Raw genomic sequence first — 20,955 nt, forward strand, 5'->3', positions numbered from 1 at the left:
GGCAATAAGCGAACTTTTCAGTGCGGCAATGGGAGTTAAGGGCGTGAAGACCTCCAATCCTACACATGGAAGGATTTCCATCCCTGCGGGCTACCCGGACATGATCTCAAATTTTTCAAAAATACTGAAAGCAAGTCCAAGAAACTGGATCGGTGTCCAGACTGGTGTTGAAACCGGGAGCGAGGAACTTGCAAAAAAGCACATGCCGAACAAGACGCTTCCCTTGAAGATTGGGCCGGACGGGTCTTGGCATGACATAGTCTGGCAGGGTGTACAGACGGAAACCAGATATTACTGGAGACCGGCTTTTACTTTGCAGGTAGGGCAAGAAAGTGAAACAGACGAGGATAACTGGGACACAGTGGCTATGATAAACAGGCTCAGCAGTTCATTCGTAGATGGAAGACCATTTGAGTTTACAGTCACTCCACTGCTCAACGTTCCGCTGGGAAGGATAAAGTCCAGGAACCTGAACACAGAAATGCTCTCGGCTTCAATGCTTGCAGTATACTATGCATCATACAGGCATCTTGCGAAGATGGCGTCAAGGGATGGTTTCAGGGATACGCGCGGAAATCTCTTTGCAAGACTTGGCACAGGCGGAATAATCTCCTTTGGTGGAAGACTAATGCTTCGCACAGTTGAAAACATTGCAAAGAAGAGGGGCGTCGATATCGAGAAAGTCAAGAGATGGGGGAACGAAAGCAACAAGGAAATCACGAGCCTGGCTTCGCTGTCAAGTGTGTAAGCAATTTTTAAATTTTCATCTATATCCCTTTTTTAGATATGTTTCGCGAACTTCGACATCTATATTATAGAGAAGGCAGATTCGGTGGTCGGACATAAATGCATACCATAGTGCTCAAAGTTGATCAGGTAAATCCCGATCCAGAGATTGTGAATCAGGCTGCTGGGATAATCAGGGATGGGGGCACTGTAGTCTTCCCAACCGAGACAGTTTATGGACTTGGTGCGAATGCCCTTTCGGAATCAGCGAGCAGAAAGATATTTTCAGTTAAGGGAAGACCGGTAGACAATCCACTCATAGTCCATATATGTAATCTTTCACAGCTTGATCTGCTCTGCGAGGAGATTCCAGCAAAAGTCCGAAAGGCCATGGAGTTTATCTGGCCCGGTCCCGTTACCCTGATTCTGAAACGCAGGGTCACGGTTCCGGACACCGTAACCGCTGGCCTGCTGACGGTCGCTGTCCGCATGCCTGCAAATTCTCTGGCACTTGCGTTAATTGAGAAAAGTGGTGTACCTATCGCTGCACCCAGTGCAAACATAGCTACTAGGCCCAGCATCGTTGATTCTTCCGATGCGATAAGTGAGCTCAGCGGCCTGGTTGATATGATTCTTGACGCCGGCAGAACATATTTCGGAATCGAGTCGACCATAGTAAATATGACAGTGGATCCCCCCGAAATGCTCAGGCCTGGAGTACTTTCCCTGGAAGACCTTGAACCTTTCATCGGAAAGGTGGTCTATGATCCGAAAGCGATGGAAATTCACGAGGATACGAAGCCTCTGTCCCCAGGCATGAAATATACGCATTATTCTCCAAGGAAGCCACTTATTCTGGTTATTGATACCAAGACATTCCGGAAAATACCGGAAATGTATGGAGATATCACCTTGATCGGAACTGACCAGGCCCTGGAAGGGCTACCAGGGAAGAATCTGAGGTTGGGAGATGAATCCAGGCCATATGAAGTGGCATATAATCTGTTCAAGGCTTTCAGGCTGTTAGACGATACGGACAGCAGGTGCGGAGTCATTCATGTTCTGGAGGAGCGAGGAATAGGCATTGCGATGATGAATCGCATTAGGAAAGCTTCCAGATTCATTGTATCTGACGAAAATGAACTGAAGAATGTTCTGTGCAAACTGCACTGATACGGCTTTGAGCCGGTATAGAGCCACATTCGCGGATCATTTTAAGATAAATAGTTAAATCATTTCCGTATGTGGCATATGTATGAAGAAGGTCGCAGTCATAATGGGAAGCAAAAATGACTATGAATATATGAAGGACGCAATCACGGTGCTCCAGGACTTTGGTGTTGAAACTGAAGCCAGGGTCGTTTCCGCTCACAGAACACCGCGCTTTATGATTGATTTCTCGTCAGGTGCCGCGGAAAGAGGCATAGAGGTAATCATAGCCGGGGCAGGCGGATCTGCTCATTTGCCTGGCATGACAGCTTCCGTTACATACCTTCCTGTGATCGGTGTTCCAATCCCGACGAAGAATCTCAATGGCATGGATTCTCTAATGTCAATTGTGCAAATGCCGTCCGGAATTCCGGTGGCAACGGTAGCAATCGGGAATTCAAGGAATGCTGGGCTTCTCGCAATCCGTATTCTTTCCATTAAATACAATGATCTGGTCGTGAAGCTAAAGGAGTACATGCAATCTGAGGAAAAGCGCGTACTTGGTGAATCACTGTGAGCAGGATAGGCATTATCGGTTCCGGACAGCTCGGATGGATGATGATCCTGGAAGGACGAAAATTGGGGGACGAATTCTTCGTCTTAGGCGGAGATCAACAGGATCCAGCCTCAAGGATTGCAGACAGGCATTTCGCGTACAGTGAATACAGGGAATTTGTAGATGAGTGTGACGTTGTCACTTATGAATTCGAGCACGTGGATGAGAATGCGCTTGAATACGCAAGTGAACAGAAAAAACTCAGGCCAGGAATAGAACCGGTGAAATTGAAAAGGGACAGAAGCAGGGAAAAACAGTTTCTACAGGCTGCAGGATTTCCCATACCAAGGTTTGCCATAGCCGAGTCACCTGAGGAACTTAAGAGGGCAAGAAAAGATTTTGGCCGGTGTGTCATAAAGGCAGTATCTGGCGGGTATGATGGCAAGGAGCAATATTATCTCAAAGAAGACCAGGATCTTCCAGAAGGCATGCCCGAACAGAAATACGTCATTGAGGACTACATTGATTATGAATACGAAGCGTCAATAATCGTTTCGAGATCCACAAGAGGGGAGATATCGGCACACACGCCGTCTTATAACCTTAACATGAACGGAATCCTCATAAACAATCTTGCACCAACAGAGGATAAGGGAATGCTTGATATAGCTAGAAAACTGGTGTACACGCTCAATTACGTCGGAGTCATGGGGATTGAATTCTTCGTAGTTGCTGGAAAGCCAATAATTAACGAATTCGCGCCGAGGGTACACAATTCCGGGCACCACACTCTCGTTGGATCATCCATATCACAGTTTGAGCAGCATCTTCGGGCCATTACAGGGCTCCCTGTGGGGTCCCCGGAACTCCTTTCACCAAGCGGCATAGTGAACATAATAGGTACAGGGTTAGACTCGATAAAAAGGAACAGCATTCTTAAGATAGGAAGTACGCAAATTTACTGGTATGGGAAGAATGACATCAGGAGAAAAAGGAAAATGGGACACGTCAACTGTGTTTCTTCAACCGAGAACGGGCTGAAGACAAAACTCGGCCAGGTTATGGCCGTAGTTTACGGAAACGATCTGGCAAAGCTGATCTGACCCTCAGAGAATTACCACTGCCTGCACACCTGGAACCGCCTTTATTCTAGATAGAAGGGAGGCCGGTACCGGGGCATCAGTTACGATGGTTGCCTTGGGGTTTTCAACAAGATCAGGGTCATCTCCAATAACCTGACGAATGCTTATGTGCTCCCTTGCCAGGATTTCTGAAACTCCCCATATTATTCCCGGCCTCTTGGCTGAATCCGGAAGTATTTCGATGACGCCCATGCCAACCTTAGAGCTGGCAACTCCAAGGTTGCAAACTGGCCTTATATTCCTGAAAAACTCCATTAGAACAGGGTCCGTGGATATTTTACGGAGTGTTTCGACGACAACTCTCCTATCCACATTTATTGCCGCGGCCAGTGAATTGGGTTTTATCTCTATCCCATCACAATAGATTCTCAGCTTAGAATCAAGGTCCGGCTCGACGTTCAGGCCAATTGAAATCATCTTGCTGACCACTTTCTGCTGGGATGGATTATGAACAAATTTTTTCCTGATCTGATCCCACATATAGTAAGCCAATAGAAGATTTATATAAATTTTGCTTTGACGCCCAGCGCAGAATTATGTGCCGTCAGTTACTCCATCTTCTGACAGTTGAATGACCGTTTCCCCCTCGGGCAGGAAAGGTGAATCTATAAGCCTTGCAATCCTTTTCCCAGCTTTACTCTTCCTCAAGTATACCCTGAATGTGGCAGTATGTCCGACGATGTTTCCGCCAATAGGGGTCGTGGGATCTCCAAAGAAAACATCAGGCCTGGCCGAAACCTGGTTTGTCACGGCGATTATGGCATTGTATATGGTCGAGAACTTGAGGAGGTCATGCATGTGCCGGTTAAGCAACTGCTGTCTTTCCGCCAGGGACCCTCTCCCCATGTATTCCGATCTGAAATGAGAAGTCAGGGAATCCACAACAACCAGCTTTATGTTATACTCCTTCGCGAGCTCCGCAGCTTTCTCCGCAAGTAGGATCTGATGGTGAGAATTGTATGCGCGCGCAACGTGGATTCTCTTGAGTGTTTCCTCAGGGTCGAGTCCTTTTGCCTTAGCCATCTGTACTATACGCTCAGGCCTGAAGGTGTTCTCCGTGTCAATAATCATCGTCTCGGCTTCAAGTCCGCCACTCTCGAATGGCATTGTGACGTTTACGGCAAGCTGATGCATGATCTGTGTCTTCCCAGATCCAAATTCTCCGAAGAACTCTGTTATAGCCTGAGTCTCAAGTCCACCGCCGAGCAGGTCGTCAAGATTCTTGCTTCCAGTGGTGAGTTTCCTCACATTCTTTCTCCTGATAAGGATCTCTTCTCCGGTTTCGAAATTTCCTACGTCAGCTGCCTTTCTGGCGGCGTTGATGATCTTTATGGCGGCTCCTTCCGCGATCCCGCTTACCTCTGACAGGTCTTTCGGCGAAGCCACAGCCAGAGTCATAATGTCATCGTAACCGTTCTCTCTCAATTTCTCTGCCGTTGCTTCTCCTACACCGGGCAGGTCTTCAATCGTGATCTTTTTCGTTTCTTTCTCTTCTTCAGGCATTAATAGAACACCCCGTCGTTAATTTTCAGGCTCTGATCAGTCTGATCTATGGACTTCTTCTGTTCGGCTGCCCCCATGGACGACCTTATTGCATCCACGTTTTCAGGTACCACTATGCTTTCCTGATGTACTGCCTGAATATAGTTAAGACGATCTCCCCGGACACTTACGCTTTCGTCCCAGATAACAATTTCGTAAAGATCTGATCTGTCACGGTTTCCTTCACGAGCGTAATCCATTACCTGCGCTGTTGAAGTCAGGCCGTCCTTTCCGGATATTATCCTGATTCTCCTGTAGTTCCTCCAGGCGTTTATTACTTCAGCTCTTGTAGACGTTTTGTTCAGCTTTGCCTCCACGACATGCACATGCATGAGTGTCGTGGGTACCTTTACCGCAACCGTATCTATGTCAAGACCCTTGATCACCGTCCTGACATCCGGACCATGATGTGATGGGAACTTCAGGCTGGGCTCTATTGCATTAATAGGGCCCTTCTTGCTGTCATTGGGATCTACAGCTCTTCTGATCAGTGTCGCATTTACGTGATTTATTCCCATAGACGAGTGAATCGGATAGAGGCTGCGGGCCAGACCGGTTGTATTGCAGGATACTACTCTCACAGATTTCTTTCCATAACAGTCTTTATAACTGGAGTAGGCATTGAAACTCTCCTCAGCCACATTGCTTGATTCTCCTCCCTGAAAAATTGCATTTACCTTCCCGGTGTATAGTGGTTTGTTCTTTTCTCCGATGCCTTCGGGTGTAGAATCAACCACGATATCACTTTCGGCGATCAGGTCAGGTAGAAGACCTGAAACCTCTATCCCTGCTTCCTTGAACCTTTTAAAAGCATTCTCGTCAGGGACGTAGATGTCAAATTTCCTAGATGCCAGTCTGGAAAGATAGTCCGGGGTGGTCTTTACGATGCCGGTAACCTTCATGTCGGGTTGGAGTGCAACCGCCAGAGCCACTCTCCTGCCTATGGTACCGTATCCATTTACAGCTACTTTTATCATGATAATGTCATGATTGGAGAGAGGTATAAAGAGCTTATTTGAGCAAAATTAAAAAGCCATATCCCGCGTCAGAGGAGCGCATGCAAAAGAATTTTTAAGTTTCGGTAAAATATTGGAGAAATGGCATCACATAAATTTCTTATAGTTATGGTATTATTGCTATTTATACCGTTTCAGGGTATTGCCCAACCAAGTACAAACCATATTTCAATAGGATCGGACTATTACAGTTTCTCTGGCCAAGAAACTGGCGGTTTTCCCGTCAACGAGAGTATGGTGTCATTTTCCATCGACGGCCAGGTTTCCAACGTTTCGCTTATTAGGGGGGAATATGGGACAGGCATAGGTATAGTTACAGACGAGTACAGTGTGTCCTCCTTCCTAGATATGAAATTCAATGCATCCGGGTGCACAAATATCCAGCTGGGATTTACCTGGAACTCTTCCTTAGGCCTAGGTGACACCGATATTGAGTTCCCAATATATTACGGGGCAACTGAAATCTCGGAAATTTCAATCAGTTCTGGCAAGAATTCAACGGTGATTTCCGAACTTGGGAATAGTTATCACCTGTCGGCAGAACCGGCGATGGACAAGTATTACGACCTGAAACTCTTCTTTTCGCCAGATTACGGGCGGGCTTTCTACATGGAGTTGCTTCAAAACAACACGAGCGAGGAGACGCTTCCAGTTGGCATTGACGCTCCATTGCAGTTTACCGGCAACCTTTCAGTAATGGCAGGGGGTACAATCTCTGAGATCTGCCTGTATAACATAACGGATAGTCCCGGTGGAAACGGTTTATTTCCAGCGATATCACTGGATAAGAACTGGGGCAATTTGTCCTCTTGCATACCGCGAAATTTCCGGCCCTCATTTAATCAGGCAGTTGCGCAGACCAATATTAATTCCATGTATTATATGGGCCAGAATTACGACCTGATTTCTTTCAATTACGAGAATCATACCTTCTTAGATTCTGCTACACTGCATCTGAATGGATCTATGAATATCACCGGTATTTACTCTGCAGGGGAGAGTGTCATTATCCTTGCCACCAGTTTGTCAGGAAGTGAGATCTTTGATTACAACACCACATCCTGCTTGATGAGAACGTACAACCTGACAGGTATCGCGGAAGCGGCAGGAGTTTTTATTGTTGATAACTCTTCTGCGCTCGTTTTCAACAGTAACGGAAATCTAGAATGGCAGGTCTTGCAGAACAACTCGGAAGCTTCCGGATGTTTCTCTCTGTGGAATCCAGTTAATTCGTACAGGATGATCGATGCGGAAGTTCATGGTATACACGTCAATATCACAGATTTATGTCCGGCAAATGAAAGCTTGATCACCATCTCCCTCACCTCCGGCAGTACGGCAGTTCAGGTGGTACACCATTCGAGCTTCTCGGATTATGACGGGATCATAAATGTCACGGGATCGACTTCATCTTCTCATGGGCTCTTTTCCATACTAGAGAGCGGGATCGGCAAGAATAGGACATCCTTCATAATGAACGGCAACACTCCAGAGGAGGTCGGACAATCAAGCGCTCATCCAATTTATCAGGGGGACTTCCAAGTCATAGATTATGACGGCGAATGCCTGTTTCTTGAGAACTCATCCTTCATCGACATGAAAATTCCAGGCTACCAGCTTTCGTCTCTCTGGTTCAATTCGAATCAAACAGTTGGAACGGAAATAAATGCAACTGAAATTGCACTGCTTTACCTGAACAGAACTGATGCATTCTCGGGAAAAAACATCACAATGTCACTTCCAAGCAAGTTCTTCATCAGGGGGAAATCTACACTGGATTTCAATGTGTTATCCGCGCTAAGCTATGGGATCTATATGACTATTGAAAACTTGACTTTCTTCACAAGCGGGGAGAGCGTCGCAATAAACTCTTCGTACCTAGCTAGTGGGGTTTTTACGATGCAGGTCAGGGCAGTAAACCGGGCAGGATACACTTTCTCAGGAAATATAAATTGTACCGTGGATAACGACAACCCCGTAATCGATTCACAACCTGCAAACAACAGCGCAATCTATTACGGCGAAGGCATCTGGATCAACGTTACGGGAATAATGGGGAACATCGGGGAAAACATCTCATCAGAAACATTTATGCTATCGTCGCAGCAGCCTGACAACAGGATTTATGTCCCACAGTCCATGAAAGCTGGGCCGGTTCAGTTCGAGATAAACGTCACTGATGAGTATGGAATGGTTTTCCACCATTACCTCTCGTTTGATCTGATGAACACATCAGGCAGAAACTTCAGTGCAAACATTTACAACGGGGAATATTTCATGACTCCATACATTGCTATGAGATGGTCCGGGATTGAAAACGTATCGCGATACACCATCTCTGTTCTCAGTGATAAGGCTGACACTAATTATTGCACCAGCAAAGCCGGTATCAACCTATCTCTCTGGAACGGAAGCTTTGCCATATTGATAGTGCCTGTATTGCCGGATGGTCAAATACTCCCTGCTCATGAATACAACATTACGGTGATGGAATATGGTCCGGGGTTGATCGTAAATACCAGTGACATGGGACAGTATTCATTTTTTGGGAATTCTGCCAATGACACCTTTACTGCGGAAATATCCTCCAACGTTACAGCGCACATTGATGCAGAGTTCTATTCCCCATCAGGTGCGCAAGTGGAGAGTATTTGGGGAAATGACAGCCTGAATGTGAGTGTGAGTGCCCAATCAGCTGGGTTCAACGAAAATGGAATATACACACTGAAGTACTCTGCAATTTCCCTGAGCGGATCATCAACATCTGGGGAGATCCACATCATGGTTAACAACACAATACCTGTGATTCAGGGCAAACGCGGTTATATATATTATACTAACAGTACGCTTATCAATACGGGCATTGAACCATCCTCCGGAGAAAGATCATATTACAGCCTAACCAGAGACAATTTCGATACTGGATATCTGGATCTGATAAATGAGACCATGAATCTCCCGTACGGGCAGGGGCTTTATAACGTATCACTGAAAGAAATCTCTTCAAGTGGGAATACCGCATACTGCAATTTTACTGTCATGTATTCACGTTCGAATCCAGAGATAGATATTTCAGCCTCTGGGTACCAGTTGAGATATTCGAATTACACGGTGATACATTACGTCCTCCATGACAGCGTACCGATAACCGTGATGACTTTAGGTGCTGGAAACAGAACATTTTCGGTAAAAGATCCGGAGGAGACAGGAAACATTATTGTTGTCTTTCCCTCCAACGGCAAGTTCAATATCACAGTTTCCGCGGTCGATGAATGCATGAATTCCAATAATTCCAAGATCATAGTATGCAACGTAACATACTACGTAAACCTGACCACAGCATCAATGGATACGAGCATATTAGGCCAACATGGAGCATTCAGCCTTAGTATGAGGGGATCAGAAATACAGAACATTAACGAATCCTGGTACATAAATGGAGTCCTCATCGGCACAGGGTCACACTCTTCAGCTAACCTCCCGCTTGGCTATTCGAATGTAACATGTACGCTCGAGTATGACGGGCATGTAATCATATTGACCAGGCATGTCTTCGTTGTGGGCTTTTACCCAGAGTTTGCGGCTATGGCTGCCTTATTTTCAGCAATTGTGTTCATTTACGTGAGATCTCTGACAAAGAGAAATGAGGCAAGGGACTGCATACTCAAGAACTCTGGCAAGGAGATTTCAGATGTAACGAGAATTGGCAGGAAGGCAGGAATACCGAAAGCTTCCACAATGCGACAGATCAGGAATCTTTCAAGGCAGCGTGATATTAGGAAAGAACGGGACCTCAGCGGAAACGTATATATCTTTGTCAATGAGCGGGAAAAACCATGAACGCCACAAGATCTAAGGAAATTATCCTCCACTTCCAAAACTACGGTCGTACGAAAAATATGGAAAAGATTTTTAAAAAGGTTATAGATAGGGAGAAACTAAGCGGGTATAGATGAATCATTCTTTTGTTGCAATAATAACTGTTCTTTCGGTAATGGCGCTTGTTATGGGGCCAGCGATTGCCTCAGCTTCAGCACCGACCCTGACGCCACCACCTGCCACCCTTCCGCCGGTAACTTATTATACAAACCCAAACGAGGGGACGCACTATACAATCTCGACACCTGAATGGAACAGTTTCTTGGCAGATATAATAGATAACAGATCATACGTGACACATAACTTCACTCTTGATGTGTATCAGCCGCTCATTTTATTTGACCTCAGCTATTCCGGACTGAACTACTATGGTGCCCAGTTTGTCAGTGCTCTTTCCCATATAGGCTTTCCCAGTGTCCAGAATATGTCACTTGCATTCAACCAGACAAAGAACCTGCAATCCCAGATAAAAGGTTACACCAATATACAGGCACTGGACGCTGGAGCATATCCGGCTTTCTCCTGGTCTCTTCCGGTTGTGCACAGCACCAGCACTGAATACGAGGAAATTGGATCGATCGTCGCCTTGGTTGGCGTTATATTCGTGCTTTATTTCATATTCAACAGGAAAAAATAAACGGGGCGCATTTCGTGGATACGCCTGGGAAAGAAATCTGATGAACAGTAAAGTTGAGGATAGGGTAGTATGTATCACCGGGGCTTCCGGGAGTATCCTTGGCATACGACTCCTTAAGCAGCTGGGTAGAAAAGGTACGCACCTCGTAATCTCGGACAGTGCGAAAAAAGTTATCGGCCAGGAAACAGAATATGCTGTTTCGGAAGTCGAGCAGTTGGCGGAACACGTATACAGTGATAAAGACATTGCAGCCAGAATTAGCTCAGGAAGTTTCAGATTCTCTTCTGCCGTTATAATGCCGTGTTCCACTTCTACATTGTCAAGAATATCCTCCGGAATTGCCGACTCGCTAATAACCAGGGTCGCCTCGGTATCAATCAAGGAAAGACGGAAACTGATCCTTGTCCCAAGGGAGACCCCATTGAGCACAATAACGCTTGAGAATATGGTCAGGCTCTCAAAGGCGGGGGTCATAATTGCACCATATATGCCAGCCTTCTACACCAAACCGAAGAATGTTGATGATATGGTGGACTTCATGGTGTCCAGGGTGCTTGACTTGATGGATGTAAGCAATGAACTCATCAGGAGATGGGATGGACCAGAGTGAGAAGTTCCTAGTCGACGGGATGCTCGGAAAATTGTGCCGATGGATGCGATTTATGGGCTATGACACAGAGTATGCCGGCAGTGAAATATCCGATGGCGATATAATCAAGAAATGCCTTCACAATAAACGCAGGCTTATAACGATGGATATTGAACTATCTGATCGATTGGAGGGAACACTTCTCCTGAGATCATTCAAATTGGATGATCAGATAAGAACTGTTCTCGGGAGGTTTCCCATCAGCGCGGAGTTAGCCATGACAAGGTGTCCTGAATGCAATGGTATACTGGAAAAGAAAAGTAAACCAACAGCAGGTTTCATTCCGGCAGGTGTGAGGTCAAGGTTCCAGGAATACATGGTTTGCAACAACTGTGGCAAGACATATTGGAAAGGATCGCACTTTGACAGGATAACCGCAAAGATCGCGAAATTGAAAGGTCTGAAAGATGAGAATCCTAGCTGATCAAAAGGATGAAGCGTGGAAAACCATATACGTCGAGGACATCGATGATCTGTGGTATCTTCACAATATTTTCCGCCCGGGAGATGAGATACGGATGACCGTCCTGAGGAGAATGGAAAAGCAGGACGATCTTATCAGATCCAAGGAACAGTCCAGAAAACCCGTAAATCTAACCATAAGGATAGAAAGTGTCGAGTTTCAGGAATTTGTGGATAGGTTAAAGATCCTGGGTACCGTTGTTTCGGATTCCGAAGATCTGCGTGGTGAACATCAATCTTTCCTCATATCCCCCGGAACTTCATTTGACCTAGGGAAGATAGAATGGAACACTGAGGAGTCAAAACTTATAAAGGAGGCTCAGTCACACAACTTCAGCCAGGAATACATATTCATCAGCCTAGACGATGAACAAGCTACGTTGTCTCTAATGCGAAGCTATGGAATACAGGTAGCTGGAAGGATAGACTCGCTTAAGTCCGGAAAGTACTATGAATCCAATTATTCAGAAAAAACATACCTTGCGGAAATTTCCTCCACCTTGAAACCCATGTTGAAAAAGGATTCAGTAATCCTGATTCTCGGTCCGGGGTTTACGCACGATCACCTCTATTCCTTCCTAAGGGCAGACAATGATGTCGGTAAATACCAGATCTACAATTTCTCGACCTCAAGGTCAGACCAGAGCGCAGTATACGAATTCCTGACAAAACCGGAAAGCGACGAGATATTTTCAAAATCCAGGTTGCTCAAGGAGGGAAGGCTTATTGAAGAGTTCATGAGGGACCTGAAATTGGGAGAGAAAGCTGCTTACGGCTATGAAACAGTGCTGAAATCAATTGAAGCAGGGGCCGCAGATAAACTCATGATTACTGAAGAGGAATTTAGAAAGGAAAGATCACGTATTGTGCTTGATGGCGCCACACATTCAGGATGCTCAATACATATCTTCAGCTCGGAGACAGAGGCAGGAAGGCTAGTAAGGAGCTTTGGCGGGTACTGTGCCATACTTCGGTACTGATGCGGTTTACGTCAAGCCAAATCCCTGTACAATCACGAAAAGATAAATATAACCTGAAGCGTTATTCCGTGAGCGCTCCGATGGTGTAGTCCGGCCAAGCATTTCGGCCTTTCAAGCCGACGACTCGGGTTCAAATCCCGGTCGGAGCATCAGCTCCATTCCCGCTGGATTTTGTACTAGAAAAAATTTCACCTTCTTTGCCTCCTGTATTGCTGCGTCCTGGGACGGATGGAGATATACCTGGGTGCTGGACAGATCCTCCTGCCCCAGGAGCCGGGAAATATAGTATACGGACACACCCTGCTTCACAAGCTCTGTCGCATAGGTATGCCTGCCAATATGCGGGTGAAATTTCACGCCTGCCTTCAGGGCTACAATCTCGCATCTCCTTCGAAAATACTCATAGGCCATCTTTTCTATCAATGCTATCATAGAGTCTATCCCCTCTGCCCTTGTGTTTGTTACGTGGTTGATAAATGGTTCATTATGCTGGTGAGAAGCAACTTCATGAGCCTCGCAACATCATTCATCGCATATATGGATGAATGAATGATCCATGAATATCAACTCTGCCAGACATTTTTTATTTTTCCAAATTAGTTGGAAAATACGAGAACTATCATCCAAATCCATATGTATGCAAAGCGGTATGCCCGTGGCATACTGGTCTGACCATAACAATACTTATTAACCTTAAGAGGGTTGAGACGAATGGATGGAGTTCCGAATATCAAAAATTTGTGCAATTCAACCTTGGTATAGTAGAAATTGATACGGTGGGGGTAAAAACAGCGTGACAATGTTATACAGGGACGTAGATAAAGTCATAGGTTATCAGTTTTCAGTCTCTATGGTACAGAATCATCCTCTAATCCCTCTCGTGGAAAAGGAGTTCGGTGAGGTGCCTCTGCATTTGGACAGGACAAACGGTGAGGAATTCATTGACCTCTTCATTCAGGGGGAAAAGGCTCGACACATAGAAAGCATTGTAGGTGCATATAGCCATCTTATGCGGGGCGATCTGCTGACCATAAAACTGAAATCGAGTGAGATGGGTGCGGTTTCAGACATCATTGAAAAAATACTCTCGGTGAAAACAATAATCCCTAGTTCCATCTATCTCTCTAATTCCAGAGTCCGTGCGGATTACAGGTTTCACGTCTCCGACCTAGGCCAAATATCCTCTTTAGCTGGGGAGATACTATCTTTGATGAATAACATGGAAATTGTAGCCCTCGGACCTGATCCGGGAGGCATACAGGCACTAAACGCAGTGAACAGGAGAATTCCGCTCTCATTTGTCTCCTTTGAAACGGACCTGCCGGGGGAGATCGTCAAATCGGGGATGAAAGATGCGTTTTTTGAAGTAAATTACTCCCACAGTGAAAGGGAAAAAATGAAGGCACTTGCGATAACTACAGAATCAAATGTTCCAGCATCCTGGCGAAGTGTTTCACAGGGAAGCGGACTTTATGCAGCTGACATAGACTCCCCGCTGGTGAACCGTGTTAGAAACGACGCGAACGAACGCCACATTCCAAGGGCCGCTACCATTATGAAGATCAATGGCGACAAACTGAGAGCTTCTGCTTTTCTACCCAAGGCTCTCCTGAGAGAGTATCTTGAAATGCTGTATGTGGCTTCAAGAAAGGTCCCTGACTCATCCTTCAGGCTGAGTTCAGTCCGCGATTACAGCCAGGAAATCTGGGAATGGGCATGAGGAAGCGGAATCGAAGCATCAATTAAGTTGAAAATATGAACATCAATGTCTCAGCTGATCATCGGATTTTAATAAGGATTATCCCTTTTATACAGATTTATAATACTTCTGCGTGGATATTCAGGTAACCGGTCTCTCAAAGACCTATTACGGGGGTAACCTTGCACTGGATGAGGTAACCTTCAACTTAAGTCATAATGGCATCTTCTCGCTAATAGGTAAAAACGGAGCAGGCAAAACAACCCTGATACGGGTGTTGTCCACCCAACTGATGCCTAGTGCTGGAAAAGCCAGCGTAAATGGCTATGACGTAATCAAGCAGGCAAGGGAAATCAGGGAACTAATAGCTGCTGTGCCGCAGGAGGCAAGGGCTGTTCCCTGGATGACTCCCCTGCAAACCATAACCTCATATCTTATGTGGAGGGGCTATACTCATTCCACCTCATTAAATATGGGAAAAGACACGCTCAGGATGCTGGGTTTGGAAGATCAGGAAAAACAGAAGAACAGAAACCTTTCTGGCGGGCAGAAAAGAAAGGTTTTGGTTGCAACGGCACTCGCCAGCGAAGCAACGCTCATATTCATGGATGAGCCTACCACAGGCCTGGATTTTATTTCAAGGAAAGAATTGTGGGGAATCCTCAGGGCCCTTAAGAAGGATAGACTCATTGTTCTCACAACACATTATCTGGAGGAAGCAGAGGAACTGGGAGACATAATTGGGGTAATGAACCATGGCAGATTGGTGGGATTTGGCACGCTTGAGGAACTTAGGGGGCTGACAAAATTTCCACTGAGCATACGGATCTTTTCAGGAAACTATGTAGTCGGGGAACTGGATGGGGAAGCCAAAGCACTCCCAAACAATGTTACGCAAGTTTATACCACTGAGGATGGGGCAAATGGAATCGTCAATGATCTGCTATCAAAACATATCAAGTTTACAGTTCAGGAAATATCACTCAATACGATATTTGAGACTCTGGTAAATGGGGATGAAGAGGGTGAATAGAAGCAGGGGTAGCCAACTTTATGCTTCGATTCTTGTCAATTCCGTATACGCCATGCTTAACTATCCCGTCACACTGATCAGCACGCTTCTGGCGCCATTGTCTATCCTGGCAGTTGTGACATTCGCAAGCAAAGGGACATTGTTGCCTGTTGCCGCCGAAGGAGCGTTGATAATGACAATGGTAACGAGCGGTACTGCAATGCAGGGTGACTTATCTCACCTGAAGAACGACATGAGGCTCCAGGATATGGTTGTCAGTTCACCAACCGGCCCTGGCATTTACGTGTTTGGAATGGCACTGTCGGAAATTGTTTATTCCATACCGACGCTTTCCCTGCTGGTAATATTCAATGTACTGTTCGTAAAAACTGACGTGGCTGGTGCCTTCATTATATTCTTTGACATGGTTACAATTTTCGCGTTCTCAATTTCACTTGGTTTTCTCCTATCCACTCTATCATCTGACATAGTCCAGAGCTGGGCTTTTTCAGGAATACTCTCACCTATACTTACCACGATCCCGCCCGTTTATTACCCAATATCATATATTCCCATACCGTACAGGTATCTGGCATATATTTCTCCAACAACATACGCAGCCCAGATAGCCCAGAACGCAGTTGGATTCCAGAGTCTCTCTGTGGCTACAGTTTTACTCTACTGGCTCATACTGGTAGGTATCACCGTTGTGATAACGTACCTTGCTCTCAAGCGATCGAGATGGAGAGAAATCTGAAACTCTTTGATCAATATCTTTGGTAAATATTGGTCTATTACCCTGGATAATATTATAGAAGTTAACGGATTTATTCTAGAAAATATAACGGAAAAAAATGAAAGAATGCAGTACCGTTTCCTTTTCATCCTCAGCCAATCTTGGACCAGGTTTTGATACGTTGGCCATTGCACATACAGCTTTCTCTGACAGGATCACAGTTTATCCGCTTGACCATGGGTCTGAAAAAAGGATCGCCGTTGATTGCGAAGGTATTGCCGGGGATCCCCTCGCCAATACGGCTGGCAGGGCGGCTGGAGCATTACTGGATGAAACAGGAATAAGAGACGCGATTAAAATAGTGATCCACAAGGGTGTACCGTACGGCCTGGGTCTGGGGAGCAGTGGATCTTCCGCGGCTGGAGCAGTGAAAGCAATTAATGAATTGTTCAGCCTTGATCTCCCGTTGAACGACCTTGTCAGGTTTGCGATGGAAGGAGAACGTGCATCTTCAGGTTCTCCGCATGCGGACAATGTCTCGGCGAGCCTGTTTGGGGAAATTGCCTTTGTGCAATCAACATCTCCAGTCAAGGTCAGGAAATTTTCCATGGATGAGCGGATCAAGATACTGTTGCTGATCCCCAAGATACATATTGCCGAAAAGACCAGAAAGGCTAGGGAGATGGTCCCTCACAGCGTAACGCTGGAAGACCATATACAGAATTCAAGGAGGTTGTCTGGATTAATCATGGGGCTGCAAAACGGAGATCGTGACCTTATCGCGGAAAGTATGCACGATGATATTGTGGAGAAGGCAAGGCTCCCTATGTTCCCTTTCTATCCGGAAGTGAAGGAAATGTCTCTCAAGAACGGTGCCATAAGCGTTTCCGTGAGCGGCGCTGGGCCAAGCATTTTGGAATTCACAGACTCACGGACAGACATCAGATCAATTATAAGTAAAGCTGAATCTATATTTGCCAGGACTGGGGTGCCATTTACATACTGCAAGTGCGATATAGCTGGAGGTGCCTTCGTTGAATGACAATACTAGGTACGTAAGCGGGAAAATTGAAAAACAATTTGGTTCGTTATCATTCCCAATATACCAGACAAGCGCATACCTGATGCCACTTGGGGAAAGATACAGGTATTCAAGGGAATCAAACCCCACGGTAGAAGCTCTCTCTGAAAGGATAGCCAACCTCGAGGGTGCTGAATCGGGCCTGTCGTTCTCTTCCGGAATGGGCGCAGTTACCACTACCCTCCTAGCTCATCTCAAGCCGGGATCCAGGATTATTGTCCCGAGGGATCTGTTTGCAAGGACGTACAAATTTGCTACCAGTTTTCTATCTAGGTGGAATGTATCTGTCAGAATCGTGGATCCCGGCAGCGATAACATGATTTCAGAAATTGAAAAAGGTGCGGATGTAGTTTTCTTCGAGAGCATAACCAACCCCATTCTCCGTGTTAACGACATCCCAGCAATATCCAGGTCCGCAAAAAAAGCGGGATGCATGGTCATGGTCGATTCCACACTTGCGACACCTGTGAACCAGAACCCGCTTGCCCTTGGCGCAGACGTTGTAATTCACAGTGCATCTAAGTTCATAGCAGGCCACAATGACGTTATAGCCGGGCTTGCTGCTGGAAATGAGATTGCTGTCCAGAAGGTGGATGATCTGAGGCGCACACTGGGAACTTCGTTGGATCCAAACACGGCATTCCTCGTAATGAGGGGAATCACAACTCTCAAGGTCAGGATGGACGCCATAAATCGTTCTGCCTTTGAAGTATCCAGGTGGATATCGGATCATAAGCTGGTATCTGAGGTCATGTATCCGGGCCTTGCTGATCATCCCGATCACTCTTTTTCAGGGAATATACTAAGGGGGTTTGGAGGCGTTGTATCTTTCCGGGTAAAGAATGCAAAGGGAAAAGAAGAAAAATTCATGGAGAATCTTCACCACTGCATTCCGGCAAACACACTTGGCGGATCGCAGACAACTATTTCCCACCCATTTACCATGTCTCATCGTGGCCTCTCTGTCGAAGAAAAGGAGAGAATCGGTATAACGAGTGACCTGTTTCGGCTTTCTGTCGGTCTTGAGGATATAGCTGATCTAATGAACGATCTCGATTATGCAATGAGAAAAATACAGGATTGAAGGGCCTCGGGCATCAGGCTTTCGCCGATGAAACGCTCTTCTGTCTCTCCACAAAGGAAGCGACTTTATCGAAGAAACCCTGAGGGTTATCCAGATAAGCAGCATGGGTCGCACCATCTATTATCTCAAGATCAGAATTCCTGACTAGCCCCTTTAGCATAACTCCGTCATCTTTCTTGATAACATCGTCGTTTTCACCCCAGATTATTAAGAGCGGTGACCCGATCTTCGCAAGTTCATCCCTCATGGCACCAACGCCGGCGGCGCCAACAACTATCGCACTGGAGACAAGTTCCGGATAGTCTATTATTGTCCTGAGCGCTATTCCGCCACCCATAGAAGCTCCCATAAGCATAAACTGGTCTAGTCCGAGTTTGCTGGCAAAGTCGAAAACAAATTTAGACGAATTCTTAAAGTTCCTGGAAAATTTATATAAATTATCATCCGTGGAATTTCCAAAACCGGGATAGTCTGGCGCGTATATGTTCATACCAAGTTCCGCGAATTTTTCAAATGCCCCTGAATCAATCCAGATTTCTGAAGTAAAGCTTCTTCCGTGTAGCAGGATTATGGATACCTTATTTCCTGGCTGAATCCTTGATCTGTAGAAAACTTTTGAACCACCCAGGTTCACGATGGTCTCGTTTATCATGGCTGTATATCATTTGTTAGTATTTGTGCATTTTTAATCGCTGAATCTGTTTCATATATTGACCCAATGTCCTATGGTTTCTACGCGCCGCACTCTCCGCGCCTGGCCTTAGAACCTGTCGGGTTTTACTACCTATCTGGTTGCAGATCTTCTGATGTTTACCTATATTGCAGGAAGGATGCTGAAAATGGTATTCAGATAAATTGGGACAAGATCAGAATGTTATGACCTGGTACCCATTGTTGACGTAATGTGCTATTCTTTCTCCAGCAGGCATCAGTTCTACGCCAAATGACAGCAATTTATCCTTTATCCCACCTTTCTCCGCAATAAATACGCATGCGGAATCCACAGCTTTTCCATCTACTAGCTGCTTGATCATATCTCTTGTGGATCCATCCGCCTCAGCTATGTACTTCTCGCTTGGCCCGAAGAACAGGACTTTCAAGTCATCATATCGTTTTGCCGATAGAGATCTGGCAGCGACGGCTATACCCGCTTCTGCTTTAGCACTTGCTTCTTCACCGCTCACAATCAGGAACAAGACTTTTGTCATAGAAGGGTTATTACAACATGAATATTAATTGATACGCATGTCAAGCTCTCGTTTCAAGCTGTCACTTTAGTTTATGAACGCTATCCTCTCAACTGTCATAATATATATGGGTAATCTGTATGGGTCTATCGGGTATCCATGGAATACAGGGAATTCGGGAAGACAGGGTTTAAGACATCTATAATCGGCATGGGAACGTATTATGATCCGGGCTGGATAGTTACTGCAAAGTTGTTCAGGGCACAGCCGAATGTTGCCAAACATCTCGAAGCCATCAAAACTGGTCTCGATGGAGGTATAAACCTGATCGATACTGCGGAGCTCTATGGCTCAGAGAACATTGTCGCCAGAGCAATAGAAGGCAGGAAAAGAGAAGATCTCTTTATCGCAACAAAGGTCTGGCGATCCCACCTTCACCATGATTCCCTCATCAAGGCGTGCAAAAAGAGCTTGAGGAACCTTAATACAAATTATATCGATCTTTACCAGGTACATTTCCCGAACGGCCGCGTACCGATACAGGAAACCATTGGTGCTATGGAGTATCTCGTCGATCAGGGCCTGATAAGGCATTTTGGCATAAGCAATTTCAGCATGAAACAGATGGAAGAAGCGGAAGATGCGACCAAGAAATATGAGATAACATCCACACAGATGAATTACAGCCTAGCGCACAGGAATATAGAGAAAGATATCCTGCCACACTGCATTGAGAATAATATTGCAGTACTGCCTTATTTTCCGCTCGCTCATGGAAAACTCTCAGGACAGGATAGATGGCCTGCAGAAGCAGCCGATCATTTAATGAAAAAGCACGGATTACGGGAACCGTCTACACTTGCGCTTGCATGGCTGACAAGCAAGTGGAAGGGGATTTTCCCAATACCTCGTGCATCAAACCCGCGTCACGTAAAGGAAAACTTGAATGCAGGTGCGATAAATCTCGACACCGAGGACATGAAGGTGCTCGATGATGCTTTTCCGGCCTGATGTGGTGCCTCACCGATCTATAGATACGACCTAGAAAAGTGGCCTGAAAATCCTGTCTCTTTCATATTTCCACTCCTCAGGCTGATACGTGCATGTTACCCCAAACGAATCACATAAACTCTCTATCGAGTATCTGGTTGACTCCCACCATGGACTCATTCCAGAGGAGTCCTTAAGAGTGTCAAGGTTCAACCCCGCTTTCTCAATCAGGCGGGAAGCTCCTCTGTAAATTTCAAATCTGTCAAAGATTATCCTCGATCCAGTTTCTGCAGCAGCAGATATAACCTCTCTGAGGTTCTCTCTTGAATCGTTCAAACCTTTCATCACTGGTCCAAGGAAGATCCATGTGCTGATACTTTCGGCGCTTAGTGTCTTCAGTGCCCTTACACGTGACTGTGGGGGTGGAG

General features: G+C 45.8%; 21 protein-coding genes and 1 tRNA gene. 16 read left to right on the forward strand and 6 right to left on the reverse strand.

The window, feature by feature from the left end; translation table 11 throughout:
- From QW597_02345 to QW597_02360, 4 genes are all read left to right on the forward strand, one after another.
- Positions 1–748 (forward strand): radical SAM protein (locus QW597_02345; protein ID MEM0155429.1); only part of this gene is annotated, 748 nt, incomplete at its 5' end.
- A gap of 98 nt (positions 749–846) precedes the next feature.
- Positions 847–1,899 carry an L-threonylcarbamoyladenylate synthase gene (locus tag QW597_02350; GenBank protein ID MEM0155430.1) on the forward strand — a complete coding sequence of 351 codons (1,053 nt, stop codon included), beginning with the start codon at positions 847–849 and terminating at the stop codon, positions 1,897–1,899.
- Positions 1,900–1,981: 82 nt separating this feature from the next.
- On the forward strand, positions 1,982–2,452 hold the full coding sequence (gene purE, locus QW597_02355) for a 5-(carboxyamino)imidazole ribonucleotide mutase (protein ID MEM0155431.1): 471 nt from the start codon (positions 1,982–1,984) through the stop codon (positions 2,450–2,452).
- Positions 2,449–3,534 carry a 5-(carboxyamino)imidazole ribonucleotide synthase gene (locus tag QW597_02360; GenBank protein MEM0155432.1) on the forward strand — a complete coding sequence of 362 codons (1,086 nt, stop codon included), beginning with the start codon at positions 2,449–2,451 and terminating at the stop codon, positions 3,532–3,534. The genes purE and QW597_02360 overlap by 4 nt, the downstream gene beginning before the upstream one ends.
- 3 nt (positions 3,535–3,537) lie before the next feature.
- Here the strand turns inward: QW597_02360 and QW597_02365 are convergent, their stop codons facing one another.
- Genes QW597_02365 through QW597_02375 form a run of 3 tightly spaced genes read right to left on the reverse strand, consistent with a single transcriptional unit; the run spans position 3,538 to position 6,092 of the window.
- On the reverse strand, positions 3,538–4,053 hold the full coding sequence (locus QW597_02365; protein ID MEM0155433.1) for a regulator: 516 nt from the start codon (positions 4,051–4,053) through the stop codon (positions 3,538–3,540).
- Between the two features lie 54 nt (positions 4,054–4,107).
- A complete protein-coding gene (radA, locus tag QW597_02370; protein MEM0155434.1) occupies positions 4,108–5,076 on the reverse strand; it encodes a DNA repair and recombination protein RadA in 969 nt (322 codons plus the stop codon).
- Positions 5,076–6,092: a type II glyceraldehyde-3-phosphate dehydrogenase gene (locus QW597_02375; protein MEM0155435.1), complete on the reverse strand. Its 1,017-nt coding sequence runs from the start codon at positions 6,090–6,092 to the stop codon at positions 5,076–5,078. The genes radA and QW597_02375 overlap by 1 nt, the downstream gene beginning before the upstream one ends.
- 120 nt (positions 6,093–6,212) lie before the next feature.
- Here QW597_02375 and QW597_02380 point away from each other — a divergent pair, with 120 nt between their 5' ends.
- From QW597_02380 to QW597_02430, 11 genes are all read left to right on the forward strand, one after another.
- The gene (locus tag QW597_02380) at positions 6,213–9,971 is read left to right on the forward strand and encodes a hypothetical protein (GenBank protein ID MEM0155436.1); all 3,759 of its coding nucleotides are present in this window, start codon (positions 6,213–6,215) and stop codon (positions 9,969–9,971) included.
- 112 nt (positions 9,972–10,083) lie between these two features.
- A complete protein-coding gene (locus QW597_02385; protein ID MEM0155437.1) occupies positions 10,084–10,647 on the forward strand; it encodes a hypothetical protein in 564 nt (187 codons plus the stop codon).
- A 40-nt stretch (positions 10,648–10,687) separates the two neighbouring features.
- Entirely contained in the window at positions 10,688–11,257 is a 570-nt protein-coding gene (locus QW597_02390; GenBank protein ID MEM0155438.1) for a flavin prenyltransferase UbiX, read from the forward strand.
- On the forward strand, positions 11,244–11,720 hold the full coding sequence (locus tag QW597_02395; protein MEM0155439.1) for a Mut7-C RNAse domain-containing protein: 477 nt from the start codon (positions 11,244–11,246) through the stop codon (positions 11,718–11,720). The genes QW597_02390 and QW597_02395 overlap by 14 nt, the downstream gene beginning before the upstream one ends.
- The gene (locus QW597_02400; protein ID MEM0155440.1) at positions 11,704–12,738 is read left to right on the forward strand and encodes an mRNA surveillance protein pelota; all 1,035 of its coding nucleotides are present in this window, start codon (positions 11,704–11,706) and stop codon (positions 12,736–12,738) included. The genes QW597_02395 and QW597_02400 overlap by 17 nt, the downstream gene beginning before the upstream one ends.
- Positions 12,739–12,812: 74 nt before the next feature.
- Positions 12,813–12,887: transfer RNA gene (locus QW597_02405), tRNA-Glu, on the forward strand.
- Positions 12,888–13,537: 650 nt separating this feature from the next.
- Entirely contained in the window at positions 13,538–14,458 is a 921-nt protein-coding gene (locus QW597_02410) for a hypothetical protein (GenBank protein MEM0155441.1), read from the forward strand.
- 112 nt (positions 14,459–14,570) lie between these two features.
- The gene (locus tag QW597_02415) at positions 14,571–15,470 is read left to right on the forward strand and encodes an ABC transporter ATP-binding protein (protein ID MEM0155442.1); all 900 of its coding nucleotides are present in this window, start codon (positions 14,571–14,573) and stop codon (positions 15,468–15,470) included.
- The gene (locus QW597_02420; GenBank protein ID MEM0155443.1) at positions 15,454–16,206 is read left to right on the forward strand and encodes an ABC transporter permease; all 753 of its coding nucleotides are present in this window, start codon (positions 15,454–15,456) and stop codon (positions 16,204–16,206) included. Before QW597_02415 ends, QW597_02420 begins: the two co-directional genes overlap by 17 nt.
- Positions 16,207–16,303: 97 nt before the next feature.
- Complete coding sequence (locus QW597_02425) at positions 16,304–17,227, forward strand: homoserine kinase (protein ID MEM0155444.1); 924 nt, start codon at positions 16,304–16,306, stop codon at positions 17,225–17,227.
- Positions 17,220–18,350 carry a PLP-dependent transferase gene (locus QW597_02430; GenBank protein MEM0155445.1) on the forward strand — a complete coding sequence of 377 codons (1,131 nt, stop codon included), beginning with the start codon at positions 17,220–17,222 and terminating at the stop codon, positions 18,348–18,350. Before QW597_02425 ends, QW597_02430 begins: the two co-directional genes overlap by 8 nt.
- Before the next feature lie 13 nt (positions 18,351–18,363).
- Here QW597_02430 and QW597_02435 read toward each other — a convergent pair whose 3' ends face one another.
- Positions 18,364–19,002, reverse strand: a complete 639-nt coding sequence (locus tag QW597_02435; GenBank protein MEM0155446.1) for an alpha/beta hydrolase — start codon at positions 19,000–19,002, stop codon at positions 18,364–18,366.
- A gap of 214 nt (positions 19,003–19,216) precedes the next feature.
- Complete coding sequence (locus QW597_02440) at positions 19,217–19,558, reverse strand: DsrE family protein (protein MEM0155447.1); 342 nt, start codon at positions 19,556–19,558, stop codon at positions 19,217–19,219.
- A gap of 138 nt (positions 19,559–19,696) precedes the next feature.
- On the opposite strand from QW597_02440, the gene QW597_02445 reads away from it, so the two are divergent.
- Positions 19,697–20,548, forward strand: a complete 852-nt coding sequence (locus QW597_02445) for an aldo/keto reductase (GenBank protein ID MEM0155448.1) — start codon at positions 19,697–19,699, stop codon at positions 20,546–20,548.
- 30 nt (positions 20,549–20,578) lie between these two features.
- Here the strand turns inward: QW597_02445 and QW597_02450 are convergent.
- Positions 20,579–20,955 (reverse strand): hypothetical protein (locus tag QW597_02450; GenBank protein ID MEM0155449.1); only part of this gene is annotated, 377 nt, incomplete at its 5' end.

It is taken from the genome of Thermoplasmataceae archaeon (assembly GCA_038729425.1).
Lineage (GTDB): Archaea > Thermoplasmatota > Thermoplasmata > Thermoplasmatales > Thermoplasmataceae > B-DKE.